This window comes from Bdellovibrio bacteriovorus (assembly GCF_048286975.1).
In the GTDB taxonomy this organism is placed as follows: domain Bacteria; phylum Bdellovibrionota; class Bdellovibrionia; order Bdellovibrionales; family Bdellovibrionaceae; genus Bdellovibrio; species Bdellovibrio bacteriovorus_H.
Genome location: NZ_JBLVRT010000001.1, coordinates 1,178,250 through 1,199,952, shown reverse-complemented (window position 1 = coordinate 1,199,952; position 21,703 = coordinate 1,178,250). Strand labels below are relative to the sequence as shown.

Below are 21,703 nucleotides of genomic sequence, written 5' to 3'. Positions count from 1 at the left end.
TCGACGACGATCAACGCCGCAGCTGATGTCTTTAAATAAATTCTAGATGCGATCAGTTTTAGACCACAAATAGTGGTCTGCCAACACCAGCCATGTCATGGCCTCCAGCACCGGGATCGCACGGGTCACGATGCAGGGATCGTGACGGCCTTTTTTTGCCACATCCAGAATCGAACTTGTGGGCTTGAAAGAAACCCGCAGCAGAATGCTTTCCCCGGTGGAAATCCCGCCACGGATGCCGCCATAGGCATCCTGTGGGCCCTGATGGAATTGTGTGCCTTTGACTTCGGCGGCTTCAAACCCCAGTCCCAATTCAAAGCCGTTGGTGGCCCCCACACTCAAGAAGGCCATGGCCAGATCGGATTTCAATTTATGAAACACCGGCTGACCCAAATGTGCTGGTGGATTCTGAATCAGAATCTCGGCAACGCCGCCGTGGCTTTCGCCGTTGTCCTGGGCTTTCTTTAAAAGGTCAGCCACTTCCTGATCGCGGCTGGAAGGGAATCGGGCTTGGAAGGAATCAATGTCCTTTTTGCTGACTTCCGCGCGTTCTGCGTCGGTCAAGGTCATCGGACCAATTTGTGAGGCATAACCAATCACCTTGGTTGGCGCACTGACGTGTTTCATCATCATCTGAGCCACGGAACCCGCCATCACGCGGGAAACCGTCTCACGACCGGAAGACCGACCACCCCCGCGATGATCACTGTGACCGAATTTATTCTTCCACATGTCATCGGCATGACCCGCACGCGGGGAATTCTTGATAACAGAATAATCCTGAGATCTTGCATCCTGATTGCGCACGATGATCGCCATCGGCGTGCCCAGGGTTTTGCCATCGAAAACGCCGCTCAGAACTTCCGGCGCATCCGTTTCCTGACGGCCGGATACAATCTGACCCGAGCCATGATGGCCGGGACGACGGCGCTCCAGTTCTTTTTTCAGAAGTCCTTCATCAAAATTCACTCCGGCCGGACAGCCGTCAATCACCACGCCCAAAGCGGTCCCATGACTTTCACCGAAAGTCGTGATCACAAAACGGGAACCGAACTGACTTGCACTCATGCGTTCTCCTCGGACTGGCGCCAGAACATTCGCTGTCCTTGCGCCTGGGCTGTGAACATCACAAGCCCGGACTGATAATTCGCGCCACAGCGCTGGGCATATTCACGGCCCATGGAATCTTCTTTGTAATTTAAATCAAACACCATCGCTGGATTCCAGTGTGCAGGTGGCATCTGGGTTTCAGGTCCGCGAGGTGCAGCCCAGATCACAATCTTGGGCAAAAGGGTTTCGGCATCTTCAGATCCTGCGCGAGGTTTCCCCGTACGCGAAGAAATGAAGCTTGCGTGCGGCAGGGCTTTTTCAATCATTTCCAGCACGCCGCCCCCGCCCCAGACGGAAATTTCTTTCTGCAAGGGCGCGATCATACCGACACCTTCGATCAGCTCCATAAAGCCCTGATCGTCGGTGGAGGTCCCCTGCCAAGATTTGGTCTTTTCATTCCAGAAAAGAGTGTTCACAGCCTTCAGGGTTTCATGCTTGCAGACTTTGGCGGCGTTTTCTTTGTGAGGAGACGTGACCGCCGCATAACGAAGCCCCATGCCTTGCACCACCGGGAAGGCCTGATCCCATTCGTCACGGGAAATAGCGACAGCAAAGACCGGCAGGCTTTTTTTATGGAAGAAATCAGAATGCTCTAGCGGAGTAAAGCTGTGACGAACAGGGTCGCCCAGAACGGCAGCGAAATCTTTCACCACTTCCGGGGTCATCATCCAGGCCCAGAGCGAAGGCTGATCCCCCGCGGTGCCGTCCCCTTCGCGCCAGAAATTGATCAGTTGATGACCTTTTTGCAAACGGCGATACCATTCCCAGCGACCATCCGGGGACCGCGGCAGGAAACTGCGGCGGGAAGGTTCGCCTTGCTGCCATTCATGGCCCTTCTTCAGATCACTGAAGGTGTCGACCATCGGCGCATATTTCAAATGTGCGGCTTGCTTTTCAAACTGCTGCCACAATTCTTTGCGGGACTCATCGTGCAAAGACAAAATCAATTTATCAGATGAAATCACCCGCAAAAGATCTTCGGGTGATCCCAGCTCCACCGGCCAGTCAATCCAGGCCACACGGTTTAAAACCGCAATCAAAGGCTCCTGCATCAGAGCTTCGGCGTTTTCAGGCTTTGTGCGGAAAGAATAAAGCAGACGCTCGCTGGCCATTTCCTGCACCACGCGCTGAATCTGCTCAAAAGTCAGCAGATCATCGCGCAGCTCAAACAAACCCACGCCTCGGTTCAGGAAGCGGGCTTTGAAAAGCTCCCAGCGTTTTTCCGTCGCAAAGATTTCGGCCGGGATCGTCACCGCGCCACCGATGTCATGCAGATTGTGAGTCAAAAGAGCTTTTTCAACGGCCATGGCATGATGGCGATTTTCAAAAAGACCTTCCGGCATCAGATAGACTTCATCGGCTCGTTCACGATAACGGGCTTCGCGCACAACGGCACGCTTGTGGAATTCTTCCAGCGGGGACAATTCGGGGTTCAGGCGTGGGCGGTTTAAGAAGATTCTGCCATCAAGATCGGTGTTGCGACGAACCCACAGCACGCGCACGTTTTCTGGGATCACAGACAGATCAAAGCCCGCCCCCAGCACCAGGAACATCTGCGTGTGGGGCTTTTGCAAAGTCTCAAGGAAAAGCTGGCGCTCCAACTCACGGAAATAGGCCTCGCCGTGCTCTAAAAAAAGCTCAGGGATGGTTTTTCCGATTTTTTCTTCGATGGATTCATCCAGGTCGATGATTTCCGCGGATTCGTCTCGCAGGTATATCTGCAGACGTTTCATCATTTCAGTTTTTCCGGTTCCGCGGTGGCCAACGACGACTGTAATCATGCCTTGATACCTATCATGTCCCAGAACTCTGGAAAACTCTTATTGATGGCCTCGGGGTTTTCAATGGTGATGTCATGGCCTTTTAGCTTCATCAAAGTGGCCGCCATCACCATGCGGTGATCCTGATCGGAATCAAAAGTGATGCCTTTTTTAAGGCTTTGCTGGGGGTTGCCGTGAATGATCATGCCATCCGGCAAGACTTCATGGGAAATGCCCAGGCGTTCAAACAAATCAGCAATCTTGGCAATGCGATTGCTTTCTTTCGCCGCCAAATGAGGCGCATTGTAAAGCTTGGAGCTGCCGTTGGCCCAACTGCAAAGCACCGCCAGCACCGGGAACAGATCCGGGGACTGATAAAGATCCCAATTCACCGCACGCAAGCCTGTGGAAGGCCTTACACACAAAGCGCCTTCGACCATTTCTGTTTCGATGTTCATTTGCTTGAAGATCTCGATAAAGACGCCGTCCGGCTGGGAGCTTTTCACCGGATAGTTCAAAAGTTTGGCTCCCCCCACCAAGGCGCCAGCAGACGCCATGGTGAAGGCCGAACTCAGATCCGATTCCACACGGTATTCAAGCTTGCTGATACGCTGGCCTGCCGGGATCAGGTACTTGTTGCCCTGAACCTGCATGCGCATGCCCAATTCTTTCAGCATCTGCACGGTCAACTGGAAGTACGATTCAGAAACCTTGTCGCCGACCAGTTCAAATTCCAGATCGAAATCCAAAAGCCAGCAGTTCAGAATCAAAGCCGAAGCATACTGACTGGATTCAGAGGTGTTTACTTTCAATGGGGCGCGCGGACGCCTCCATCCTTCAGACACCACGAACATTTCGCGATTCTTGATTTGGGTTTGCACACCCAACTGAGACAACAAATCCAGCAAACCTTTTTGCGGTCTTTGCAACAGACGAGGTGTGGCCTCTAAAGTATGGACCCCGCGCATGCGTGACGCCCGAAGCGCCATAAAGCGAAACGTGGTGCCGCCTTCGCCGCAATCAATGCGGCTGCGTTCGCGGATCTCTTTAAGGCCTTCACGCATGTGAACGACGTCGTCACATTCGGAATATCCTTGCAGATCCAACACGGGGAAATAGCTTTTTACGATCAAAGCGCGATTGAAAATGGATTTAGAACCAGGAATCTCGCCCTGAAAACGAAAATCAGCCATTGAGTTCATCTTCTTTCTGGCGGCAGACTTCCACCAGGATGTCATCCACACTGACTTCACGCACGACACACCGGCCGGGCTTTTTCAGGAAAACGAAACGCAGAACTTCAGACGACGTCTTTTTCTTGTCACTCAGAAGCTGCTTTCTGAATTCGCGCAGAACCGATTCTTTGGTCTGCAGCAATTCATCACGCACTGGTGACAGCAGATAGCCCATCACAGGCGACAGCATCAGCTTTTCGTATTCAGCAGGTGTGATGATCTTTTTGTGCAAGCTGAAGCGCAAAGCAAACTCCAGCCCGTAATTAATCGCCACCCCGTGTGGCAGTTCGTACTGGGTTTCCAGCACATGACCCAAAGTATGCCCCAGGTTCAGGATATGACGATGACCGGATTTTTCCTCCGGGTCTTTGGCGACAACCTTGTATTTGGCATTAATGGCACTGGAAAGGTATTTCCACAGCACCGTCGCATTCACTTCGTATTCTTTGGACAGGTCCCGCCACAGCGGTCCCCCGGCAATCAAAGCGATCTTAAGAAGTTCGCCAAAACCTTCAAAGGCACGGGCATCTGGCTGAGCCATCAGCAACGAACGAGACAAAACAATCTTGTCAGCAGGATAGAAAGTGCCAATCTGGTTTTTCGCAGATCCCACATTCAAAGCCGTCTTGCCACCATGAGCAGAATCAATCGCCGAAAGCCAGGTGCTGGGCATGTGCACCAGACGCACACCACGCTTCAGGATGCTGGCAACAAAGCCGCCAAAGTCCCCGACACTGCCGCCTCCGGCCACCACCACGGTCAAACGACGGCTGGAAGCGCCTTCACACAGCTTCACGATCTTGGTGATGTGTTCGGGAAAGTTCTGAACGGACTTAAGAGATTCCCCGGCCTTCACCGGATAACGAAGTGGGAACTGCGCCATCCATTTTTTGAAGGTCTTGGATTTACGAGGCAGGATCTCGTCGTGGATCAACAACAGCTCTTCCCCCAGGTCTGCGGGACGAGGCAATTCGGTGGTGAAGAGCAGTGCGCTTTTTTTCATTATTTTTCTTCTGACAGGTGGGCTTTGGCTTTGCCGTAGGAATCAGAGATCGCATCCCACGCTTTGCTCATGCCATTTTTCATTTCGCCCCAGGCTTTGCCAGAGCTTTTCTTCATCTTCGCCAGATCTTTCTTCATTTCTTCCTGCTTTTTTTCCAAAGCTTTGATCTGATCGTTGTACTCGGTTTTTGCTTCGCCGGTTTTCTTGGAGGCAGCTTCTTTCATCTCGGCGATTTCTTTTTTCATTTTCGCCAGATTTTCTTCCATGTCTTTTTGGAACTGCTCTTTTTGTTCTTTGGTGTAATCAGCCGCAGCAGTGGCTGCTTCAGCGGTTTTGGTTTTCACTTCTTCAGCGGAAGTGGCAAAGGATTGGGAAGCCAGGGACAACACTACAAAAGCAGCAGCAATATGACGCATAAAAGGTCTCCTTACGACGGAGACCAGTTTACAACGGGGCCTTATTTTACTTCAACAATATTGAGCTGATGCTGCTCGGCCTTGACGCTGACAGGCTTCTGATTTTTCAGACTTTCTTCCAGCTTTCTGCGGTAGGTCTCAAAGTTGATGACATCACGATCCAGATAATAGGTTCCGGCTGTTTTCGTAAAGACCACCAGCAGCCCGTTGCCATCAGCACGGATGCTTTTAACGGTGTCTGCGGTGATGGTGGAGTGTTCACTTGCGACCAAACGGATCGACGGACCCGCCTGTGCCGGATTCAAGCCTGTAAAGACGGGTGCCACGAAAGCCACCATAACAAGCCATCTCATAAATCCTCCCGGTGAATAATTGAGACCTTCTTATATCTTAGCCAAGGTCCCCAGCGAAGACTAGAGCTTTTACCCTTGCAGGCTTGATATAAAACACCGGGATGGATCTATTTTGGACGCCCCCCGAAGGAGTTAAACCAGGTTCCAGTTGATTTCGCCAATACCCTTGGATTTCAGATAGGCATTGGTTTTGGAGAAGGGCTTGGTCCCAAAGAATCCGCGGTGAGCGGACAGCGGTGATGGATGCACGGCCTCAAGCACCAGGTGTTTTTTGCGATCCACGAAGGACGCTTTTTTCTGTGCGTAAGAACCCCACAGGATGAACACCAGATTTTCTTTTTCTTCATTCAGCACGTGGATGATCTTATCGGTGAACTCTTCCCAGCCCTTGCCTTGATGGGCAGCGGCTTTTCCGTCCTCGACTGTCAGCACGGCATTTAGCAACAACACACCTTCTTGAGCCCACTTGGTCAAGGAGCCACTTTGTGGAATGGTCGCGCCCACGTCGTCGTGAAGCTCTTTAAAGATGTTTCTAAGAGACGGAGGAAAACGAACGCCGTCTTGCACAGAAAAACAAAGTCCGTGCGCCTGACCAGGGCCATGATAAGGATCCTGCCCGACGATCACCACTTTCACTTTGTCAAAAGGAGTCAGATTCATCGCCGCAAAGTAGTCATCGCCACGAGGATAAATCGTTTTACCCGCTTTGTATTCAGCAGATAAAAATTTATTCAGCTTCTGCATGCGCGCGGTTTCAAATTCGAGATGCAGATGCTGCTTCCAAGATGAGTCTAATTTGATTTCTGAGTTAATATTTTCCATCTCAATCTGACACAGGTCCATGGTCCAGGTTCGGGATTCTAATGCAAACCTATTCGATTTCAAATTATTTTTTCGGTGCCAGTCTTCTTGACCAGACAAAATTCGACCCCATTGTTACACTATAACTACGAGGAAAAGGAGGCCGCCTATGACGACCCTTCTCAACCCCACCATTGAGCTTATTGAGCAAAATCCTGAGGTTAAGTCCTTTATCTACCAGCAGATCGCAGAGTTTGAACACTTTGTGACTCCACAGACTGTGGTTGCGGTAGTAGCCCGGGATCCCCGAAAACTTGCGCTCCAGTATGAAACAGATGGGCGCGAATTCACCCGCGAGGGTCTGAAGAAACTGTATCGTATTGCCATCGTCTTAAACGAGGGCGGCGCGAAGGCAGAGGCTGAAGGCGTCCACGAGGATATCTTCGAAGCCATTAGGCTTGCTAAAGACAATCTGATGCAAAAGCTGGTGGCGATTCAGGATTCCGTGGTCAGTCAGCAAGACCGAATCATCGAAATCAATCATTACTTGCAACATCCGGTTCTTCATTAAGATAATGGGGCTTCTGCAAGGAGGCCCTGATGTTCAATCCCAATATGCCTTACCGCAGCGTTGGCCGTTGCGGTCTTAAAATCGGCACCTATTCTCTGGGTGGATGGACCACCTTTGGTGGCACCGTCAAAGACTTCACTTCCGTCCGCAGTATTCTGCGCCTGGCCTATGAAGCCGGAATCAATTTCTTCGACATCGCCGACATCTACGCCAAAGGCGAATCCGAACGCATCATGGGCGGAGCTTTAAAAGATTTCCCGCGCCACGAGCTGGTGATTTCTTCAAAAGTCTTCTGGCCGATGAGCGAAGACATCAACGACAAGGGTCTTTCCCGCAAACACATTCTGGAATCCGTGAACAAGTCTTTGCAACGAATCGGCACGGACTATCTGGATATTTATTTCTGCCATCGTTATGACCCGGAAACCCCGGTGGAAGAAACCGTGCGCATCATGGATGATTTAATTCATCACGGAAAGATTCTGTACTGGGGAACCAGCGAATGGACCGCAGAACAGATTCAGGAAGCCATGGATATCTGCGACAAGGGTGGTTATTATAAACCCCAAGTCGAACAGCCCCAATACAACCTGCTTGTGCGCGACAAGTTTGAAACCAATGTGCAACCCAAAGCCCAACAACACGGCATGGGCCTGGTCACTTGGTCGCCGTTAGCGTCTGGCATGCTGACCGGAAAATACGACAAAGGCGTCAGCGAAGGCCGCCTGTCGCGCATCGACTGGTTGAAGGACACCTTCTATACCGAAAAGAACAGTCAGCGCGTGTGGGAACTTAAAGGCATCGCCGACAAACTGGAATGCAGCCGAACGCAGTTGGCATTGGCATGGACTGCCGCCCAACCGGGCGTCAGCAGCGTGATCCTGGGCGCGACCAGCATCGAACAACTGCAGGAAAATCTGGGCGCCCTGAAAGTTGAAATCACACCCGAGATCGACAAGGACATTAAAAAGATTTTCGCTTACTAATGAGACAAACAAAGGGCTGCTGGGAAGTCCCCCGCAGCCTTTTTCTTTCACTGCTATTTGACTGTACCCGCCAAAATAAATCACAGAAGATAGAACCATGCCCGCCTACAAAGAAAAATCAGCCATATTTTTCTGCCTTATTATTCTACTAATCCCGATCGTTATTTTATTCGATTACTCGTTGGATCAATGTATCGCGAGTGGGTTAGGTACTTGGGAAACTACATGCGGCCCCGAAGCTAAGACACATGTGCTATATTCATTCATTATTTTTCCAGCATTTGCTGCATTATCGTGGATCGCCCATAAACGAAGTGGAAAGAACAACAACGAGACCGACCAATAACGGGAGTTTTTAATTGAAAGAAAAAGTTATCCTCACCCTGATGATGCTAGCTCTAGCCTCTTGTTCGAATATGCCTACGCGCGAAGAACGTTTGGACGCGACGGAAAAAGCGACCAACCGCACGCTCGATCAGAACCAGAATGCTTTCAAGTCCTGCATTCAAGATGCAGTGAAGAGATCGCCGGGCCTGGATGGAAGGGCAACACTTGTTTGGATTCAAAATGAAGATGGCTTTGTAAAGAATCCGCGCATTCGCGACATGAACTTCAAAGACCCAGCATTTGAAGACTGCATTATCTCCAAAATCAAGGCGATGAAGTTTCCACCTTCCGCGGAAGACTCACGAACCAAGGTCAGCTTAGAGCTGATAGTCAAATAGGCTACCGATGGAATTACGAAACAAAGACTTGTGGGAATTAAATGCTGAAAAATGAAACAGATCCCAAGAACACATTCTTACTGGCACAAACACGTGCCCAATCCGAGAAAGCCGAAGACCTTTGTAGACTGGCTAATTGTTATGACTTTGGAATTGGGACTCGAAAAAACATCAAGCATGCCTTTGAACTATACAGAGAAGCGGCAAACAAGGGTAATCCAATTGCCCAGTACAATTTATCCCTGCTTTACCAAGATGGAAAAGTCATACCAAAGAATCTAAAGCAAGCTTTCGAATGGATGAAAAAGTCCGCAAAAAAAGATGCCGAAGCGATGTCCGATCTTGGCTACATGTACGTTCAGGGTGTCGGAACGAAGTGCGACCTGAAAAAGGCCGTGGCTTGGTACAAGAAAGCTGCAAAGAAAAAGGTTGCGAGGGCATCCTACAATCTCGGCTTGATGGCATACTCTGGTGAAGGGATGAAACAAGACGATAAGGCTGCTATCCGCTATTTTAAAAATGCGGAAAAACTAGGCCACAAAGATTCCATTCTTGAACTTGCCAGAATCTATTCTGATAAGGCCTCAAAAGAACAAAACAAGCGACTTAGTAAGCTTTATATAAAAAAGGCAATATCTCTCAGCTTTAAAGAGGCAAAAATGTTCTAAGTTCCACCACCCCATCGCACGAATCTCGGTGCTCGGGTCTCTAACTCGTCGGAGCAATCCGCAGCCTTTTTCTTTCACTGCTATTTGACTGTACCCGCCGCACTCAATCTTTCAGAATAGATCAATGATCAAGCGACTTAAAGCATTCTTAATGTACATCTTGGTATTTGTCGGCGGCATCTTGGCAGCTTGGGCCTTTTGGTTAGAACCAAGCTCTCTCACCACCCAAAGATATAGCCTTACAATGGCTCACAAAAGCAACTTCAGTCCTCTTCGGATTGGAATCGTTTCTGATATTCATATTGGAAGATTTTTTGGTGATGAGAAAAGACTCGAACGAATTGTAGGAACCTTAAATGACGAAAAACCAGATATAATCGTCTTTCTCGGCGACTTCGTTGCCCAAAAAAGCGCCGAAGCATTTGTTAAATCAGCTCATCAGCTAAAGAAACTTGAAGCACCATTGGGTGTCTACGCAGTCCTTGGGAATCACGACTGGTGGTCAGGCAAAACAGACGTAGTGCAAGCCTTAACTACAAACAATGTCCAACTAATAGACAATCAGCACATTGATCTTAACTGGAAAGGAGCGCAGCTTCGACTTATTGGCCTTGGCGACTACTGGGAGGATGAACATATGTGGGACTATATAGCCGCACACAAAGCTTCTGAAATTCCGTCTATCGCAATTACACATAATCCCGACGTTTTCCCCCGCATTCCTTCTGATATTTCTTTAGTGCTTGCAGGCCATACCCATGGAGGACAGGTCAACTTTCCCATCATCAACTCACCGATTGTCCCTTCGCAGTTTCAAGATAGGTATCGCTATGGCCTAATTCATGAAGATGACCACCACCTTCTAGTAACAAGTGGTACGGGTAACAGTATCTTACCTGTACGCTTCCGCGTTCCCCCAGAGGTAGTCATCGCTGAAGTCGCTTTTACGTCAGCCAACTAATGAAACATCGTTATACGCTCACTCTCAGGAGTCTCGATTGAAAGAAACAACTCTCTTTGTTCTGATGATATTACTTCTTGCTTCTTGTTCAAATGTACCTACGCGCGAAGAACGATTGGACGCGACGGAAAAAGCGACCAACCGCACGCTCGATCAAAACCAGGATGCTTTCAAGTCCTGCATTCAAGATGCATTAAAGAGATCGCCAGGCCTGGATGGAAGGGCAACGCTTGTTTGGATTCAAAATGAAGATGGCTTTGTAAAGAATCCGCGCATTCGCGACATAAACTTCAAAGACCCTGCATTAGACTGCATTTAGGACGACAATGAACGCAACTAAGGAAAGCCTTAAATCCCTACTCTATCTTATTTCTCCTTTGCTATTTGGCTTTATTGCCACCATCACATTTCCAGATGGAGCACTGGAAATTATTTCTTATTTCTATGGCAATATCGACTCCACGAGCGAGGCAGGCGGCAGCAGTGATGCTTTCTCCGCTCGCTACTTTATTTTTGCGACCTTACTTACTTATTTTGTCTTGTGGGCGGGCATTAGATTAACTAGATGGTGGAAAAGAAAAAAAGCTCGACTAAACTTTTGGAAGTCCCTAGCGGTTTCGTTGGCATTTCCAATCCTAGGATATGGCTATGTGATATCTGACGTTCTGAATTCCGTCAATGTCACTACTGGGATGTACCTGGCGGTCTTCAAAAACAATCCCGAGCAACTAAGACGACTTCTCAAAGTAGGGGGTGATCCAAACAGACTTTTAGACAATGGCAACGAGCATGGCCATACATTGTTAATGATAGCCGCGTCGAAAGGACACGAGGAAGTCGTAAATGTATTACTCAAACACGGAGCAAATAGACATGCAAAGAACTCGAAAGGCGAAACGGCACTAGATTTTGCAAACGAAAAAGGGCATCATTCGATTAGCAGTATTCTGCTTTCGAACTGACACAGAGGCCCACCTACCACCCCATCGCGGGAATCTTACGATACCCCGACGGAATCTCCGAACTCTCGGTCTTGATAATGATCTCATCCCCTTCGGTCTCGAATTCATCCGGGCCGAGGGTCAGACTTAGGCGGAAGTCGCCTTTGTATTCCAGATTCAGCGGCAGAAAACCTTTTGGTTTGTCGTCGATTTCCAGTTGCCCTTCAGACACGTAGCCCACAGGTGGCACGCGGTTCAAGCGGGGATTTTTGATGGTGATTTTAGTGGTGACACTGCTGTTGGCTCTTTCCAGAACGTCGGTGGTTTCATCCACCACACTCAGAATGCACTCCAGATCCAGCACCAGGCTGTTGTTGTCATGCACAGCCTTCATAAGCTGAGACTTTTCAATCTCCATCATCAAATACTTAACCAAGGAACCCCTCCAGAAACATCGGCAGTATTCCACAACGCTTTGACAGCGACAAGATTCACCGCGAAAGCCGCTGTCACCTGTCTGAACCTTAAGCAGTTCGGAAAGTTTTTCAGGCGCACGGCCCGTGATCTGGAAGGCCCACAGGCTTTAAGGTATAACCTGCGCTTTCTGGAGTACTCATGAACCGCCTGCTTGTACTTGCGATGCTTTTATTCCCTGCCCTGTCCTGGGCCCATAACTGCCAAGAGTTTCTGACATCCGACTGGCCCGCCGATGAAGGTTATGCCTGCGAAGTCACCAAAACAGATCTTTCCAAACTGCAAATGCACAAGGTGGAAGTCTGCATTGGTTCGGTGCCTTACCGTGATGGCCAGCGCTATGCCAAGGCCGAACTGAAACACATCCCGTTGTCACAGTATGAAAACATCTATAATCGGGCCGAGGGTCTTCACACGAAGTTCCTGAGCTCCACCTACATCCACGCCTGGGCCGGTGAAGAAATGCAGGAATCCCCGGAGTTCCTGAAAATGAATGCCCTGGAAGAGGGCTCTTCCCTGACCTACACACCGGATATCTGGAATCAACTGCAGTTGGATAAAAAGTCCCTGCAAGCCCGCCTTGTGATTCAGTCCCGTGAAGCGGCTTTGATATTCCAGAATGAGTGGCAAAAAATCTGGGACCTGCGCCTGAAATGTCAGAGAGTTTTCTGAAAAAATCTTAAAAAGCAGGGCTAAAAACCGCCCTGTTTCCGATAATTTGTCGAATATGACACCTCCGCGCCGCGCAAATTTGTTTGTAAACGGTTGGTTTTCATTAAGTTGTTGCAACCACAGTTTCTTTGGAAATAACTTCACTGTGTTTCCCCGTATATGTTGCGAATAGGGCGCAGCGTTTCTACCAGGCACCTCAAATGCCTGACTATGGAGGTTCTTTGTGAAGTTGACCGCAGTTTCTCTTCTGGTGCTGGTGTCCACGCTTTGTGGCCAATTCGTTTTTGCAGCTCCTTCTTCCGGCGATGTTCCTTATTATGGCGAAAAATTCCATCACGATCTGGCGACTGGAGTTTCCAACGACGATCTGAAAAAGAACATTCAGTTTGTTCTTCGCAGCTTCCACCTTCGTGTGAACGGCAGCTACGATCAAATCGTTAACGGCTGCAGCGGCGACAACTGCTATCAGCACGTTTCTTTGGGTTACGACGGTGCTCGTACCTTCCTTCTGGGTTCTTTCTATTTGGTTGATGAAGGTCACGGCGAATATGCAGTGAAAGACGTTTACTGCGACTCTATCCGCGGCGCCAGCGACTTCCGCGGCGGCAATGCTCCGGCTCCGGGCAAAATCCCAGACGGCAACATCGTGAACACCGAGCACACCTGGCCACAATCCAAATTCTCTGGCCGTCACAACAAGAGCATGCAGAAAGCTGACATGCACCACTTGTACCCGACTGACAATGAAATGAACTCTATCCGCGGCAACAACCCATTCGGCGAAGTTGTTCAGGACAGAAAACCATTGAAATGCCGAGTATCCCGCTTCGGTCGCGCTTCCCAGGGTGGAGCTGACGTGTTCATGCCACCGGCAAATCACCGCGGCAACGTGGCTCGCGCTTTGTTCTATTTCTCAGTAAGATATGACCTGCCAATTGATTCCCGTCAGGAAGCGACTTTGCGCAAATGGTCCAAAGAAGATCCGATCGACGATGAAGAAATCAGCCGCAACGACGAGATCCATAAGATGCAAGGGAACAGAAACCCGTTCATCGATTTCCCGGGTCTTGAAGAATCTATCAGTGATTTCTAGAAAGCCCTGGAACTAGTGTTCCAAGGCGACAGGTAAAAAGCTAGTTGGAGAGGAGGCTGTAGAAGTCTCCTCTTTTTTTTGCTCTGCAGAGGTCTCGTATTTCACCAAAGTCCCGATGATATCCTGAAGCTGCTCAAACGGCGTCAGGTTCGGCGGCAGATTGTCTTTTAGTTCCATCGTCAGCACCGGTGTTTGACGTTCCACCCACATATAACGGCCCAGACTTCCCGGATAGTTCCCCAGGGATTTCCAAGGCAGGTAATCAAACTTTGGCGGGGCTTTTACTTTCGGTCCGTCATAGTCCAAAACTTTTAGCGGCGTGTGGACTGACACGATAAAGTCCGGCTGGAAGTCACCAAGGTGCTTCATCGCGCACTTGGTTTCAGGCTCACTGCCACCTTCTTTACCCGGGAATCGACGCGGATTGGAACCCGTAGAGCGTCTCCACGCAGTCAAAGCCCCCGCTTCCCAATCTTTTGTGGGGAAGTTGCGGTTGATATCAATCTTGTTTGCGTTGTAGCGGGTTTTGTATTTCACACCATCCGGGTTCAGCACCGGAATCACACGCCAGGAATTGCGCGGGTCGATGCCTTCCAAACGCTCCATCCAGTAACGGCCCACGGTGCCTGCTGGCGTTTCATCCCCGTGAATCATACTGAACACCAGAACTTTTTTGGCTCCTGGTGTGGAAGAGATCTTTTCGTAGTGATAGATAGGACGACCTTCAGCGCTCACGCACTGAGTATCGATTTGCACTCTGGCACAGGCCTGTTGCAAAAGCTTGTCGTCCCAAGCTCCCGGAAATTTTTTGAGCTCATTGATACAGTCTTGCTGAAGATCAGGGAAGTTCGCCTTCGCCCCAACAACTGTCATAAGGATCGCGCTAAAAATTAATGCTTTCATAGTCCTCTTAACCACTCAGCAATCATTATCGCTGTGTCTGTCCATTCTCTCAAGATGAGAAAGTGGCTTTTTTTGAATCAAGCTGAGAATCCTTACAAATTGACTAAAGTCTTGCAGGCTTTCGTCCGTAAAAGAAAGGGTGTGACCATTAGGACTCAGTGTGGAGGCAAGTATGTTGAATAGAGGTAGTTTTAGTTTCGTAGCGATGCTGGTAATCAATCCCGTCGTGATACTGTTTTATCAAAACTGCTCGATGGCGCCGGTAAGCCACGCCAAAAACTCCACACCAATCCCTGTGATCACCCGCCAAGTGGCTTCCGAGTCACAGCCGGTGGTTGCTGATATCAAACCAGCCTGCAAAGACGAAAAGAAAGAGTGCCCACGTAACGAATAACATTCGTTACGTGCATATCTGAATTCTTTATATACCTTTTACCTATGATGTCCTGCTTGTTAAAACTAGCTCTTGAAGCATAGTTAGAAACAAGGAGGCTTCTATGAAACAAATCACTATCGCACTTGCCGCAATCATGGCTTTGGCAGCATCTCCTGCCCAGGCCTTTTTGTCGTCTCAGGACGAGACCACGCTGCTGGCGACCCTGAATCAGGAAAACCTGACTCCAGGAGTTCATTACAACGACATCCGCTGCTCTGTGCGCAACAAAAAGTGCCTGGTTAAAATGGAAATCAAAACCCAGAAGGCCGGCTGCCTGATTGAGCATATGAACGACGTCAGCGATCTTTATACTGAATCCACCACCCGCGACAACCAAGTCCGCATGGTTCTATCCCCTTACGCTGAACAAGCGCTGGCAGCTTGCGTGGCGGGTCTGCTGTAAAGCTGGACTTGCCCGTCTTTGGAAGGTCTCCTAGCCTAAACAGCGCTAGGAGGATCCATGCTTAAGTACGTTATCTCAAGTTTGTTTGTTTCCATTCTTACTCTGTCCCAGGCGTCTGCTGCCGACAAAATCAAAATGTATTTCAATAACGAGGAACTGACCAAGGTGATCGAGATTTACTCGAAGGCCACGGGTCAGAAGTTCATTATTGATCCGGGCGTGCGCGGAAAAATCTCAATCTATAATCAAGAGGCTCTGGAGTCGGCTGAAGCGTTCAATCAGCTTTCCATCGCACTTGCCACCAACGGCTTTGCGATCAGCAAACAAAACGACGTGATGGTGGTGAAATCCGCGCGCAATGTGCAGCGTGATTTGATCGAGGTCAGTTCGGAAGTTCCTGCAATTTCACCTCAGCGCATGTACACCTGGGTGGCGACGCTGAAGCATGTTTCTGTTTTGGATCTGAATCGCGATCTGCGCATCTTGCCTTCCCGTGATGGCGAGATGAATGTGAATGCGGCGGCCAACCAGATCATCTTCACCGACTGGGCAACGAACCTGAACCGCATCGCTGAAATCCTGAAGGCTGTTGATAAACCGGTGGACCCAGCCACCAAAAAGCTGGTGGATGCTTCCCGCCGCCATCATGGCCCTGCAAACGGCCCAGCGCACAAAGGCCCGGCACCGAAGCATGACGAGGCTGGAAAAGCCCCTGAAAAGCAATAAAACCCACTTCCAGCGCGAAAAACGACGAAGGACTGGCCCAAGGGCTGGTCCTTTCTTTTTTTGAAAATAGGCTATTGACTTACATATAATTTACACTGTAAGTTCATATGTAAGTTATGACGATGAAAACGCCCCTCCCACCACTGACACCGAAAGAAAAATCCGTCCTCGAGTTTATCGAGGCGCACATCTTAAGTTCAGGAGTTTCGCCGTCATATCAAGAAATTAAGGATCACTTCGGTCTGGCTTCGTTCAACTCGGTTCAGAATTATCTGAAGCAGCTGACGAACAAGGGATATATCTCAAATCCCCAGAACTTGAAGCGAGCCATTCAGGTGCTCCACTCCGCTTCGGCGGTTCAGGATCAACTGCAATCAAAAACGGTCTCGACGAAGACAGGGTCTCCTCGCACTCAGCTCCTCCAGGCTCGTGACGAGATCCTGTCACTTCCCCTTCTTGGGAAAGTGGCGGCAGGCCAACCTATTGAAGCCATCAAACACGACGAGTTCGTGGACGTCCCCCCTTCCATGGTCAGAAATCCTTCCAAATCCTTTGCGCTGAAGGTGCAGGGCGATTCCATGATCGAAGACGGGATCTTTGATGAAGACATCATTTTGATTCAGAAACAAAATTCCGCCAACAACGGCGATATCATTGTGGCAACGGTAGATAATGAAGCCACCGTGAAACGCTTCTATCTGCGCCCCCGCCCGGAAACTGGGGACGCAGATAAGATGGTGGAATTGCGCCCATCCAATTCAACGATGAAATCCATGTGGTACACCCCTGATGAGGTTGAAATCCGTGGTATCGTTGTCGGCCTGATCCGCAAGTTCTAATCTCTATTTAAATCCCTGGCACTGCCATTGCTTTTACGTCTCCGCGAGTCGTCCATATCGGATACCGCAGCGGGGACGGATAAAACCCGCTGTTTTTCTAAAATTTAGTTCCAGCTTCTAAAAGCTGGGACAGGAAACAAAGGGGATTTAAAATGAAAACCATCCAACTTCTAAGCGCCGTTCTTGTAATGTCCATGCTGACTGCCTGTGCCGGCGGTGGCGGCAGTGATTCCAAAGATTCTGCGAAAGCTCAAAGCGTTGATGCCAACGGATACTGCACAGCCGATTACCTTACACTTTATAATGACGTAGCAATTGCATTCGTCCAGTTGCAAACCCTGCTTAACGGCATTCCAAATGAACAATTGGTTCTGAATCAGATGAAAGCCACGAATGCAGCCTGCAAAAGATTGTTCCCAAAATATGCGGACGTGACTTGTAAGGCGGAACTTCAAAACCAGGTTCAGGAAATCGGCAGCGGTATCTATAAAGAAGGGTGCCAGATGCTGAAAGAAGGCATGGCAAGACACGGTCTTTAATTTCAAAAAAAACAAAGCGCCCCGTTTATTCAACGTGGGCGTTTTTTTTTATTTTCTAAACCATGCGGCTTGTGATGGTGACCTTGCTTTCAAGCAGGCGATGAATCGGACATCGTCCGGCAATATCATACAGGCGCGCTTTTTCCTCGTCAGAAAGTTCACCCCGGAAAGTGATTTCGCGACTGATGGAAGTTTCCGGCCCTTCAGACTCAATCTTCACTTTCACATCGGTGGATTCAAGCTTGTACCCTTTGCGGTTGGCGTACAGCTGCACAGTCAGAATCGTGCAGGCTGCCAAGGCACTTTCCAAAAGCTCATGCGGATCCGGAGCTTCGTCTTTGCCACCCAGAGTTTCAAGCAGGCCCACAAACACTTTGTGTTCGCGGACCGACATTTCAGCCACCAGGTTTTCTTTTCTTTTTCCTTCGACCATACCAAAGCTCCCTGCGATTAAGGCATATCAAACAGAATGAACTCAGCACCCTTGCCCCAGGAAAGCTTCAGGGTTTCCACATCCGTGATCGCAGCGCCATCGCCGTCCGTCAGGGACTTGGAATCCACCTGCACGTCACCTTTAATCACCTGCACCCACAGATGTCTGTGCGGATATGTCTTGTGATTTTTCTCGCCGGCATCCTGAGCTTTCGCCACATACATGTCGACGTCCTGGTTCATAGTGATAGAACCACCACGGCCTTTGTGCGAAGCCACCAGAATCAAATCACTGCAACCAAAACTGTCAGCAAAATTCTTCTGTGCATAGCCCGGCTCCACCCCGATCTTATCCGGCTTGATCCAGATTTGCAGGAAGTGAGTTTCCTTGCCCGGGATGTTGTTGTATTCGGAGTGACGGACCCCTGTGCCTGCACTCATGCGCTGCACTTCGCCCGGTTTGATCACAGCCACGTTACCCATAGAGTCTTTATGGGCCAACTCTCCGTCGATCACATAAGAAATGATTTCCATGTCACGGTGAGGATGGGTGTCGAAACCTGTGCCGCCCTGAATGCGGTCTTCATTGATTACGCGAAGAGGGCCATAGCCCATGAAGTTTTCGTCATAGTATTCCGCAAAAGAGAAGGTGTGTTTGGAATTCAGCCATCCGTGTTGTGCCAGACCGCGCTCGTTGGATTTTCTTACTTGAATCATATGTTGCTCCCTTTTTTTTAAAATCGTGTTTGTCTTTCTTGATAGACTTTACGGCTTTCAGACGATAAATAAAATTTGAAAGATTTAATCATCTTGATAAGTAAAGATTATCATTAGGGGTCCTATGAACTTAGACCAGTTGGAATTCGTCAGAGCCGTTATCGAATGTGGAAGCTTCCGGGCCGCCGCCGACAAGGTGGGACGCTCCCAGCCCGCCTTGAGCGTCGCTATTAAGAATCTGGAAGACGAACTGAGCCTGACCATCTTTGACCGCTCCGAATACAAAGTAAAACTGACCCCGGAAGGCCAGGCGTTTTATGCCGTGGCAAAAGCCACCTTGGAATCCGCCCAATACACGGCCCGCGTGGGTATCGAACTGGGACGCCACAAGGCCGACACCGAACTGCACATTTCTGCCGACCCACTGATCTCTACCGAGATTCTGGAGCTGATTGCCCTGGAATGTGCGCGCCCCGTGCTGCCGGTGAATCTGATCATCAGCAAGTCCATTCTTCAGGGCGGCTATCAGCGCCTTTTGGATGGCGAGATTGACCTGGCCATCGCTCCGACCCCCAAGAACAACGAAGACCTGGAAAGCATCTTCCTGGAAGACGTGATCCTGGTGACGGCCGTGTCCCGCCGCCTGCTGCAGGAAAAGCGCACACCGACCAAAGAGTTCCTCACAAAACATCCTCAGATTCTTGTCTATAACAGCCAAACAAATGAACGGCCCGATGCCACGATTCGCAAAACCGGCAAAGAGGCAGGTCACAAGATCTATGTTCCCGATCACCACACCAAAGTGAAAATGATCGAAGGTGGTGTCGGCTGGGGCCGCATCGCCAAAAGCGAATGCACCAAAGAAAAAAATCTGGTGCTGATTGATAAATCCATCGCTTCCGAGACCCATCTTGAGCTATGTTTGGTCCGTCCCAAAAACCGCCCTATCGGCGTCACGGCCCGTTCAGTATGGAATGCCTTTCAGAAACGGTCCACTCAAGGGAGATAGATATGCAACAGCACACGTCCATCAACTATTCAGATAAAACCAAGTTCTATAAAGAGCTGCACTCCGAAGCCGATGGCCTGGCGGAAAAAGAATGGTTCGTGAATCTTGCGAACTTTTCTGCCCTGCTGAAACAGCACCTGCCCGAGATCAACTGGGTGGGATTTTATTTGCTTCATAACAACGAACTGCTGCTCAGCTCTTTCCAGGGACTGCCTGCCTGCACGCGCATCGCGATCGGAAAAGGTGTGTGCGGAACCGCGGCGAAAACACTGCAAACTCAACTGGTGGCAGACGTGGATCAGTTCCCAGGGCACATCGTGTGTGATGCCGCCTCTAAATCTGAAATCGTGGTGCCGTTGATTCATAACGGAAAACTGCTGGGAGTTTTGGATGTCGATGCGCCGGTTTTAAATCGTTTCGACAGCGAAGACCAAAAGGGTCTTGAAGGCCTGGTGCAGATTCTGATCGGTAAAACTGCGTGGCCGGACAGGTTTGCTTAAAAGCCCACCTCGGGCTCAACCCACCGAAAACAAAAAAGCCGGTTCGTTTTGCACAAACCGGCTTTTAATAAAACTCTTCAATAATCAAACTAGTAAAGATCGCGAGAGTCTTCTTCGATCGGAGAAGTCGTCGCACCTTCAACATAAAGAACAACGCTGTTGTTGTTCAAAGAAGGGTGTTGAACCTGAACTGTGCAAGAGCTCCAGTCCGCGCCCGGAGTCCAGGACACTTTCAATTCATAATCCTGAGTATAAGTTTTGGAAGCGGAATCATAAGAGCTGTTCAGAAGGATCACGCGTTCAACATCACAAGTGAAACCATCTTGTTCGGAAGTCACAACACCTTTTGGATCAATCAGATTCAAAGCCTGGTTTTTAACAACCACGCGCAAAGAAACGATGCCATCCTGATTGGAAGCATCCACGGCTTTAACAGCCACTGTACGGCCATTTTGAACGTCTACGTATTTATTGCTCCAGGCCTGAGCGGAAGAAGCCACCAACAATGCAGCGACAGCGGAAAGAACTTTCATCTTTTAACTCCTTGGTTGTTTTGATGAGGGCGTTCTAGCACAGCCCCATCTCAAAACCAACGCAACGAGTTAAGTAGTGGTAAATTTACAGGTAATTACGGTCGGTCAAAAGGGCCTCAGCGCAAGGCGGAGGCCCTCGCCCACAGCTCAGGTGTGCTCCAAGCACGTCGAAGCGAGGACGTGGGCCGACAACGCTGTCGATGAGGTCCTTTTCACCGACCGTAGAAAAAACAAAGGGATGGTCGCAAGCGCACACCACCCCTCTAATCCCCTCGAGATAATTCTAAATCAAATACGTTTGAGCTGACGGTTTAGCCGCGAGCGTAGCGTTTATTCATGGATTCGCGAATTTCAGCACCTTCGATGCTTAGGCGAGTCCAAGGAATAGCGCGAAGTCTCTCAGGCTCAATCGCCTCTTCAGTTTCTTCGCAGTAACCGAATGTGCCGCCCTCAATGCGAGCCAAGGCGCTTTCGATTTCCATCAGCTGCCCACGCATTCTTTCGTGCATGCTTAGGAATTCTTGCTCTGCTAGAACGCGAACCGTTTGATCGCCTTCGTCGCCGCCTTTTTCCTCATTCTGGTCCAAGTTCAAACGAGCTTCTTTCACTCTGTTGAGGATGTCTTGCTTCGATTGAAGAAGCTTTGTTCGACATTCCGTCACCAGCTTTTCAGAGATAGCCATATTGCCCCCTCGAGTTCCTTCCAGCTTAAGTGCCAATTTGGAACTGACCTATTAAGTTCTAGACCTGTAATTTTTGCAAGCAAAAAATCTTACATTAACTTAAAATTAAATAAAGCGTTGTAAACCCTGACGAATCCCTGACTGCGGCCATGGGAGCGCCATAGCGGCTGACCCCAGAAACCCATCTCCAAGTCATCTTCTTACAATTATAATC

General features: G+C 49.5%; 29 protein-coding genes and 1 riboswitch. Of the genes, 16 read left to right on the top strand and 13 right to left on the bottom strand.

Going from position 1 to position 21,703, the window contains the following annotated elements:
• Positions 1-42: 42 nt before the first annotated feature.
• The 7 genes from aroC to ung form a co-directional block, all read right to left on the bottom strand.
• Positions 43-1,068, bottom strand: a complete 1,026-nt coding sequence (gene aroC / locus ACNQKP_RS06025) for a chorismate synthase (protein WP_417863475.1) — start codon at positions 1,066-1,068, stop codon at positions 43-45.
• Positions 1,065-2,891 carry a shikimate kinase gene (locus ACNQKP_RS06020; RefSeq protein ID WP_417863474.1) on the bottom strand — a complete coding sequence of 609 codons (1,827 nt, stop codon included), beginning with the start codon at positions 2,889-2,891 and terminating at the stop codon, positions 1,065-1,067. Before ACNQKP_RS06020 ends, aroC begins: the two co-directional genes overlap by 4 nt.
• Positions 2,888-4,063: a 3-phosphoshikimate 1-carboxyvinyltransferase gene (locus tag ACNQKP_RS06015; RefSeq protein WP_417863472.1), complete on the bottom strand. Its 1,176-nt coding sequence runs from the start codon at positions 4,061-4,063 to the stop codon at positions 2,888-2,890. Before ACNQKP_RS06015 ends, ACNQKP_RS06020 begins: the two co-directional genes overlap by 4 nt.
• Positions 4,056-5,108: a hypothetical protein gene (locus ACNQKP_RS06010; RefSeq protein ID WP_417863471.1), complete on the bottom strand. Its 1,053-nt coding sequence runs from the start codon at positions 5,106-5,108 to the stop codon at positions 4,056-4,058. The genes ACNQKP_RS06015 and ACNQKP_RS06010 overlap by 8 nt, the downstream gene beginning before the upstream one ends.
• On the bottom strand, positions 5,108-5,524 hold the full coding sequence (locus ACNQKP_RS06005) for a hypothetical protein (RefSeq protein ID WP_011165828.1): 417 nt from the start codon (positions 5,522-5,524) through the stop codon (positions 5,108-5,110). The genes ACNQKP_RS06010 and ACNQKP_RS06005 overlap by 1 nt, the downstream gene beginning before the upstream one ends.
• A gap of 41 nt (positions 5,525-5,565) precedes the next feature.
• Positions 5,566-5,877, bottom strand: coding sequence for a hypothetical protein (locus ACNQKP_RS06000; RefSeq protein ID WP_038448588.1), 312 nt, complete (start codon positions 5,875-5,877; stop codon positions 5,566-5,568).
• A gap of 132 nt (positions 5,878-6,009) precedes the next feature.
• On the bottom strand, positions 6,010-6,699 hold the full coding sequence (ung, locus tag ACNQKP_RS05995; RefSeq protein ID WP_417863470.1) for a uracil-DNA glycosylase: 690 nt from the start codon (positions 6,697-6,699) through the stop codon (positions 6,010-6,012).
• A 148-nt stretch (positions 6,700-6,847) separates the two neighbouring features.
• Between ung and ACNQKP_RS05990 the strand changes: the two genes are divergently transcribed.
• From ACNQKP_RS05990 to ACNQKP_RS05960, 7 genes are all read left to right on the top strand, one after another.
• Positions 6,848-7,249, top strand: a complete 402-nt coding sequence (locus tag ACNQKP_RS05990) for a hypothetical protein (protein WP_011165831.1) — start codon at positions 6,848-6,850, stop codon at positions 7,247-7,249.
• A 29-nt stretch (positions 7,250-7,278) separates the two neighbouring features.
• Complete coding sequence (locus ACNQKP_RS05985; RefSeq protein WP_011165832.1) at positions 7,279-8,235, top strand: aldo/keto reductase family protein; 957 nt, start codon at positions 7,279-7,281, stop codon at positions 8,233-8,235.
• Positions 8,236-8,594: 359 nt separating this feature from the next.
• Positions 8,595-8,960, top strand: a complete 366-nt coding sequence (locus tag ACNQKP_RS05980) for an AgmX/PglI C-terminal domain-containing protein (RefSeq protein ID WP_417863468.1) — start codon at positions 8,595-8,597, stop codon at positions 8,958-8,960.
• A gap of 41 nt (positions 8,961-9,001) precedes the next feature.
• Positions 9,002-9,628, top strand: a complete 627-nt coding sequence (locus tag ACNQKP_RS05975; protein ID WP_417863466.1) for a tetratricopeptide repeat protein — start codon at positions 9,002-9,004, stop codon at positions 9,626-9,628.
• A 124-nt stretch (positions 9,629-9,752) separates the two neighbouring features.
• The gene (locus ACNQKP_RS05970; protein ID WP_417863464.1) at positions 9,753-10,589 is read left to right on the top strand and encodes a metallophosphoesterase; all 837 of its coding nucleotides are present in this window, start codon (positions 9,753-9,755) and stop codon (positions 10,587-10,589) included.
• A 37-nt stretch (positions 10,590-10,626) separates the two neighbouring features.
• Complete coding sequence (locus ACNQKP_RS05965; RefSeq protein WP_417863463.1) at positions 10,627-10,908, top strand: hypothetical protein; 282 nt, start codon at positions 10,627-10,629, stop codon at positions 10,906-10,908.
• A 7-nt stretch (positions 10,909-10,915) separates the two neighbouring features.
• Positions 10,916-11,551 carry an ankyrin repeat domain-containing protein gene (locus ACNQKP_RS05960; RefSeq protein ID WP_417863462.1) on the top strand — a complete coding sequence of 212 codons (636 nt, stop codon included), beginning with the start codon at positions 10,916-10,918 and terminating at the stop codon, positions 11,549-11,551.
• Between the two features lie 13 nt (positions 11,552-11,564).
• On the opposite strand, the gene ACNQKP_RS05955 is transcribed toward ACNQKP_RS05960, so the two are convergent.
• Entirely contained in the window at positions 11,565-11,966 is a 402-nt protein-coding gene (locus ACNQKP_RS05955) for a hypothetical protein (RefSeq protein ID WP_374027639.1), read from the bottom strand.
• 179 nt (positions 11,967-12,145) lie between these two features.
• On the opposite strand from ACNQKP_RS05955, the gene ACNQKP_RS05950 reads away from it, so the two are divergent.
• Both ACNQKP_RS05950 and ACNQKP_RS05945 read left to right on the top strand, forming a co-directional pair.
• Positions 12,146-12,676, top strand: a complete 531-nt coding sequence (locus tag ACNQKP_RS05950) for a hypothetical protein (RefSeq protein ID WP_374027640.1) — start codon at positions 12,146-12,148, stop codon at positions 12,674-12,676.
• Positions 12,677-12,809: 133 nt separating this feature from the next.
• A riboswitch (purine riboswitch) is annotated at positions 12,810-12,907 on the top strand.
• Complete coding sequence (locus ACNQKP_RS05945) at positions 12,900-13,769, top strand: endonuclease I family protein (RefSeq protein WP_417863460.1); 870 nt, start codon at positions 12,900-12,902, stop codon at positions 13,767-13,769. (Overlaps the previous riboswitch by 8 nt.)
• 12 nt (positions 13,770-13,781) lie before the next feature.
• Here the strand turns inward: ACNQKP_RS05945 and ACNQKP_RS05940 are convergent, their stop codons facing one another.
• A complete protein-coding gene (locus ACNQKP_RS05940) occupies positions 13,782-14,672 on the bottom strand; it encodes a M14 family zinc carboxypeptidase (RefSeq protein ID WP_417863459.1) in 891 nt (296 codons plus the stop codon).
• 172 nt (positions 14,673-14,844) lie between these two features.
• Between ACNQKP_RS05940 and ACNQKP_RS05935 the strand changes: the two genes are divergently transcribed.
• The 5 genes from ACNQKP_RS05935 (at position 14,845) to ACNQKP_RS05915 (ending at position 17,615) form a co-directional block, all read left to right on the top strand.
• Entirely contained in the window at positions 14,845-15,066 is a 222-nt protein-coding gene (locus tag ACNQKP_RS05935; RefSeq protein ID WP_417863457.1) for a hypothetical protein, read from the top strand.
• Between the two features lie 103 nt (positions 15,067-15,169).
• Positions 15,170-15,511 (top strand): hypothetical protein, encoded by a 342-nt coding sequence (locus ACNQKP_RS05930; protein ID WP_417863456.1) that lies wholly within the window; start codon positions 15,170-15,172, stop codon positions 15,509-15,511.
• Between the two features lie 57 nt (positions 15,512-15,568).
• Positions 15,569-16,237, top strand: coding sequence for a hypothetical protein (locus ACNQKP_RS05925; protein WP_417863455.1), 669 nt, complete (start codon positions 15,569-15,571; stop codon positions 16,235-16,237).
• Positions 16,238-16,359: 122 nt separating this feature from the next.
• A complete protein-coding gene (gene lexA, locus ACNQKP_RS05920; RefSeq protein ID WP_226988073.1) occupies positions 16,360-17,076 on the top strand; it encodes a transcriptional repressor LexA in 717 nt (238 codons plus the stop codon).
• 152 nt (positions 17,077-17,228) lie between these two features.
• A complete protein-coding gene (locus ACNQKP_RS05915; RefSeq protein ID WP_417863454.1) occupies positions 17,229-17,615 on the top strand; it encodes a hypothetical protein in 387 nt (128 codons plus the stop codon).
• A gap of 55 nt (positions 17,616-17,670) precedes the next feature.
• Here ACNQKP_RS05915 and ACNQKP_RS05910 read toward each other — a convergent pair whose 3' ends face one another.
• The gene (locus ACNQKP_RS05910) at positions 17,671-18,048 is read right to left on the bottom strand and encodes an OsmC family protein (protein ID WP_417863453.1); all 378 of its coding nucleotides are present in this window, start codon (positions 18,046-18,048) and stop codon (positions 17,671-17,673) included.
• Positions 18,049-18,065: 17 nt separating this feature from the next.
• The gene (locus ACNQKP_RS05905) at positions 18,066-18,764 is read right to left on the bottom strand and encodes a pirin family protein (protein WP_417863452.1); all 699 of its coding nucleotides are present in this window, start codon (positions 18,762-18,764) and stop codon (positions 18,066-18,068) included.
• Between the two features lie 124 nt (positions 18,765-18,888).
• Between ACNQKP_RS05905 and ACNQKP_RS05900 the strand changes: the two genes are divergently transcribed.
• A complete protein-coding gene (locus ACNQKP_RS05900; RefSeq protein ID WP_417863451.1) occupies positions 18,889-19,773 on the top strand; it encodes a LysR family transcriptional regulator in 885 nt (294 codons plus the stop codon).
• A gap of 2 nt (positions 19,774-19,775) precedes the next feature.
• Complete coding sequence (locus ACNQKP_RS05895; RefSeq protein WP_417863450.1) at positions 19,776-20,273, top strand: GAF domain-containing protein; 498 nt, start codon at positions 19,776-19,778, stop codon at positions 20,271-20,273.
• 89 nt (positions 20,274-20,362) lie between these two features.
• Here the strand turns inward: ACNQKP_RS05895 and ACNQKP_RS05890 are convergent, their stop codons facing one another.
• Positions 20,363-20,806, bottom strand: a complete 444-nt coding sequence (locus ACNQKP_RS05890; protein ID WP_011165847.1) for a hypothetical protein — start codon at positions 20,804-20,806, stop codon at positions 20,363-20,365.
• 311 nt (positions 20,807-21,117) lie between these two features.
• Positions 21,118-21,489: a TraR/DksA family transcriptional regulator gene (locus ACNQKP_RS05885; RefSeq protein ID WP_417863449.1), complete on the bottom strand. Its 372-nt coding sequence runs from the start codon at positions 21,487-21,489 to the stop codon at positions 21,118-21,120.
• Positions 21,490-21,703: the final 214 nt, after the last annotated feature.

Bases quoted from the DNA above. Each gene is read 5' to 3' on its own strand.
- aroC (WP_417863475.1), bottom strand. From the start codon at position 1,068: ATGAGTGCAAGTCAGTTCGGTTCCCGTTTTGTGATCACGACTTTCGGT.
- ACNQKP_RS06020 (WP_417863474.1), bottom strand. From the start codon at position 2,891: ATGATTACAGTCGTCGTTGGCCACCGCGGAACCGGAAAAACTGAAATG.
- ACNQKP_RS06015 (WP_417863472.1), bottom strand. From the start codon at position 4,063: ATGGCTGATTTTCGTTTTCAGGGCGAGATTCCTGGTTCTAAATCCATT.
- ACNQKP_RS06010 (WP_417863471.1), bottom strand. From the start codon at position 5,108: ATGAAAAAAAGCGCACTGCTCTTCACCACCGAATTGCCTCGTCCCGCA.
- ACNQKP_RS06005 (WP_011165828.1), bottom strand. From the start codon at position 5,524: ATGCGTCATATTGCTGCTGCTTTTGTAGTGTTGTCCCTGGCTTCCCAA.
- ACNQKP_RS06000 (WP_038448588.1), bottom strand. From the start codon at position 5,877: ATGAGATGGCTTGTTATGGTGGCTTTCGTGGCACCCGTCTTTACAGGC.
- ung (WP_417863470.1), bottom strand. From the start codon at position 6,699: ATGGAAAATATTAACTCAGAAATCAAATTAGACTCATCTTGGAAGCAG.
- ACNQKP_RS05990 (WP_011165831.1), top strand. From the start codon at position 6,848: ATGACGACCCTTCTCAACCCCACCATTGAGCTTATTGAGCAAAATCCT.
- ACNQKP_RS05985 (WP_011165832.1), top strand. From the start codon at position 7,279: ATGTTCAATCCCAATATGCCTTACCGCAGCGTTGGCCGTTGCGGTCTT.
- ACNQKP_RS05975 (WP_417863466.1), top strand. From the start codon at position 9,002: ATGCTGAAAAATGAAACAGATCCCAAGAACACATTCTTACTGGCACAA.
- ACNQKP_RS05970 (WP_417863464.1), top strand. From the start codon at position 9,753: ATGATCAAGCGACTTAAAGCATTCTTAATGTACATCTTGGTATTTGTC.
- ACNQKP_RS05960 (WP_417863462.1), top strand. From the start codon at position 10,916: ATGAACGCAACTAAGGAAAGCCTTAAATCCCTACTCTATCTTATTTCT.
- ACNQKP_RS05950 (WP_374027640.1), top strand. From the start codon at position 12,146: ATGAACCGCCTGCTTGTACTTGCGATGCTTTTATTCCCTGCCCTGTCC.
- ACNQKP_RS05940 (WP_417863459.1), bottom strand. From the start codon at position 14,672: ATGAAAGCATTAATTTTTAGCGCGATCCTTATGACAGTTGTTGGGGCG.
- ACNQKP_RS05935 (WP_417863457.1), top strand. From the start codon at position 14,845: ATGTTGAATAGAGGTAGTTTTAGTTTCGTAGCGATGCTGGTAATCAAT.
- ACNQKP_RS05930 (WP_417863456.1), top strand. From the start codon at position 15,170: ATGAAACAAATCACTATCGCACTTGCCGCAATCATGGCTTTGGCAGCA.
- ACNQKP_RS05925 (WP_417863455.1), top strand. From the start codon at position 15,569: ATGCTTAAGTACGTTATCTCAAGTTTGTTTGTTTCCATTCTTACTCTG.
- lexA (WP_226988073.1), top strand. From the start codon at position 16,360: ATGAAAACGCCCCTCCCACCACTGACACCGAAAGAAAAATCCGTCCTC.
- ACNQKP_RS05915 (WP_417863454.1), top strand. From the start codon at position 17,229: ATGAAAACCATCCAACTTCTAAGCGCCGTTCTTGTAATGTCCATGCTG.
- ACNQKP_RS05910 (WP_417863453.1), bottom strand. From the start codon at position 18,048: ATGGTCGAAGGAAAAAGAAAAGAAAACCTGGTGGCTGAAATGTCGGTC.
- ACNQKP_RS05905 (WP_417863452.1), bottom strand. From the start codon at position 18,764: ATGATTCAAGTAAGAAAATCCAACGAGCGCGGTCTGGCACAACACGGA.
- ACNQKP_RS05900 (WP_417863451.1), top strand. From the start codon at position 18,889: ATGAACTTAGACCAGTTGGAATTCGTCAGAGCCGTTATCGAATGTGGA.
- ACNQKP_RS05895 (WP_417863450.1), top strand. From the start codon at position 19,776: ATGCAACAGCACACGTCCATCAACTATTCAGATAAAACCAAGTTCTAT.
- ACNQKP_RS05890 (WP_011165847.1), bottom strand. From the start codon at position 20,806: ATGAAAGTTCTTTCCGCTGTCGCTGCATTGTTGGTGGCTTCTTCCGCT.
- ACNQKP_RS05885 (WP_417863449.1), bottom strand. From the start codon at position 21,489: ATGGCTATCTCTGAAAAGCTGGTGACGGAATGTCGAACAAAGCTTCTT.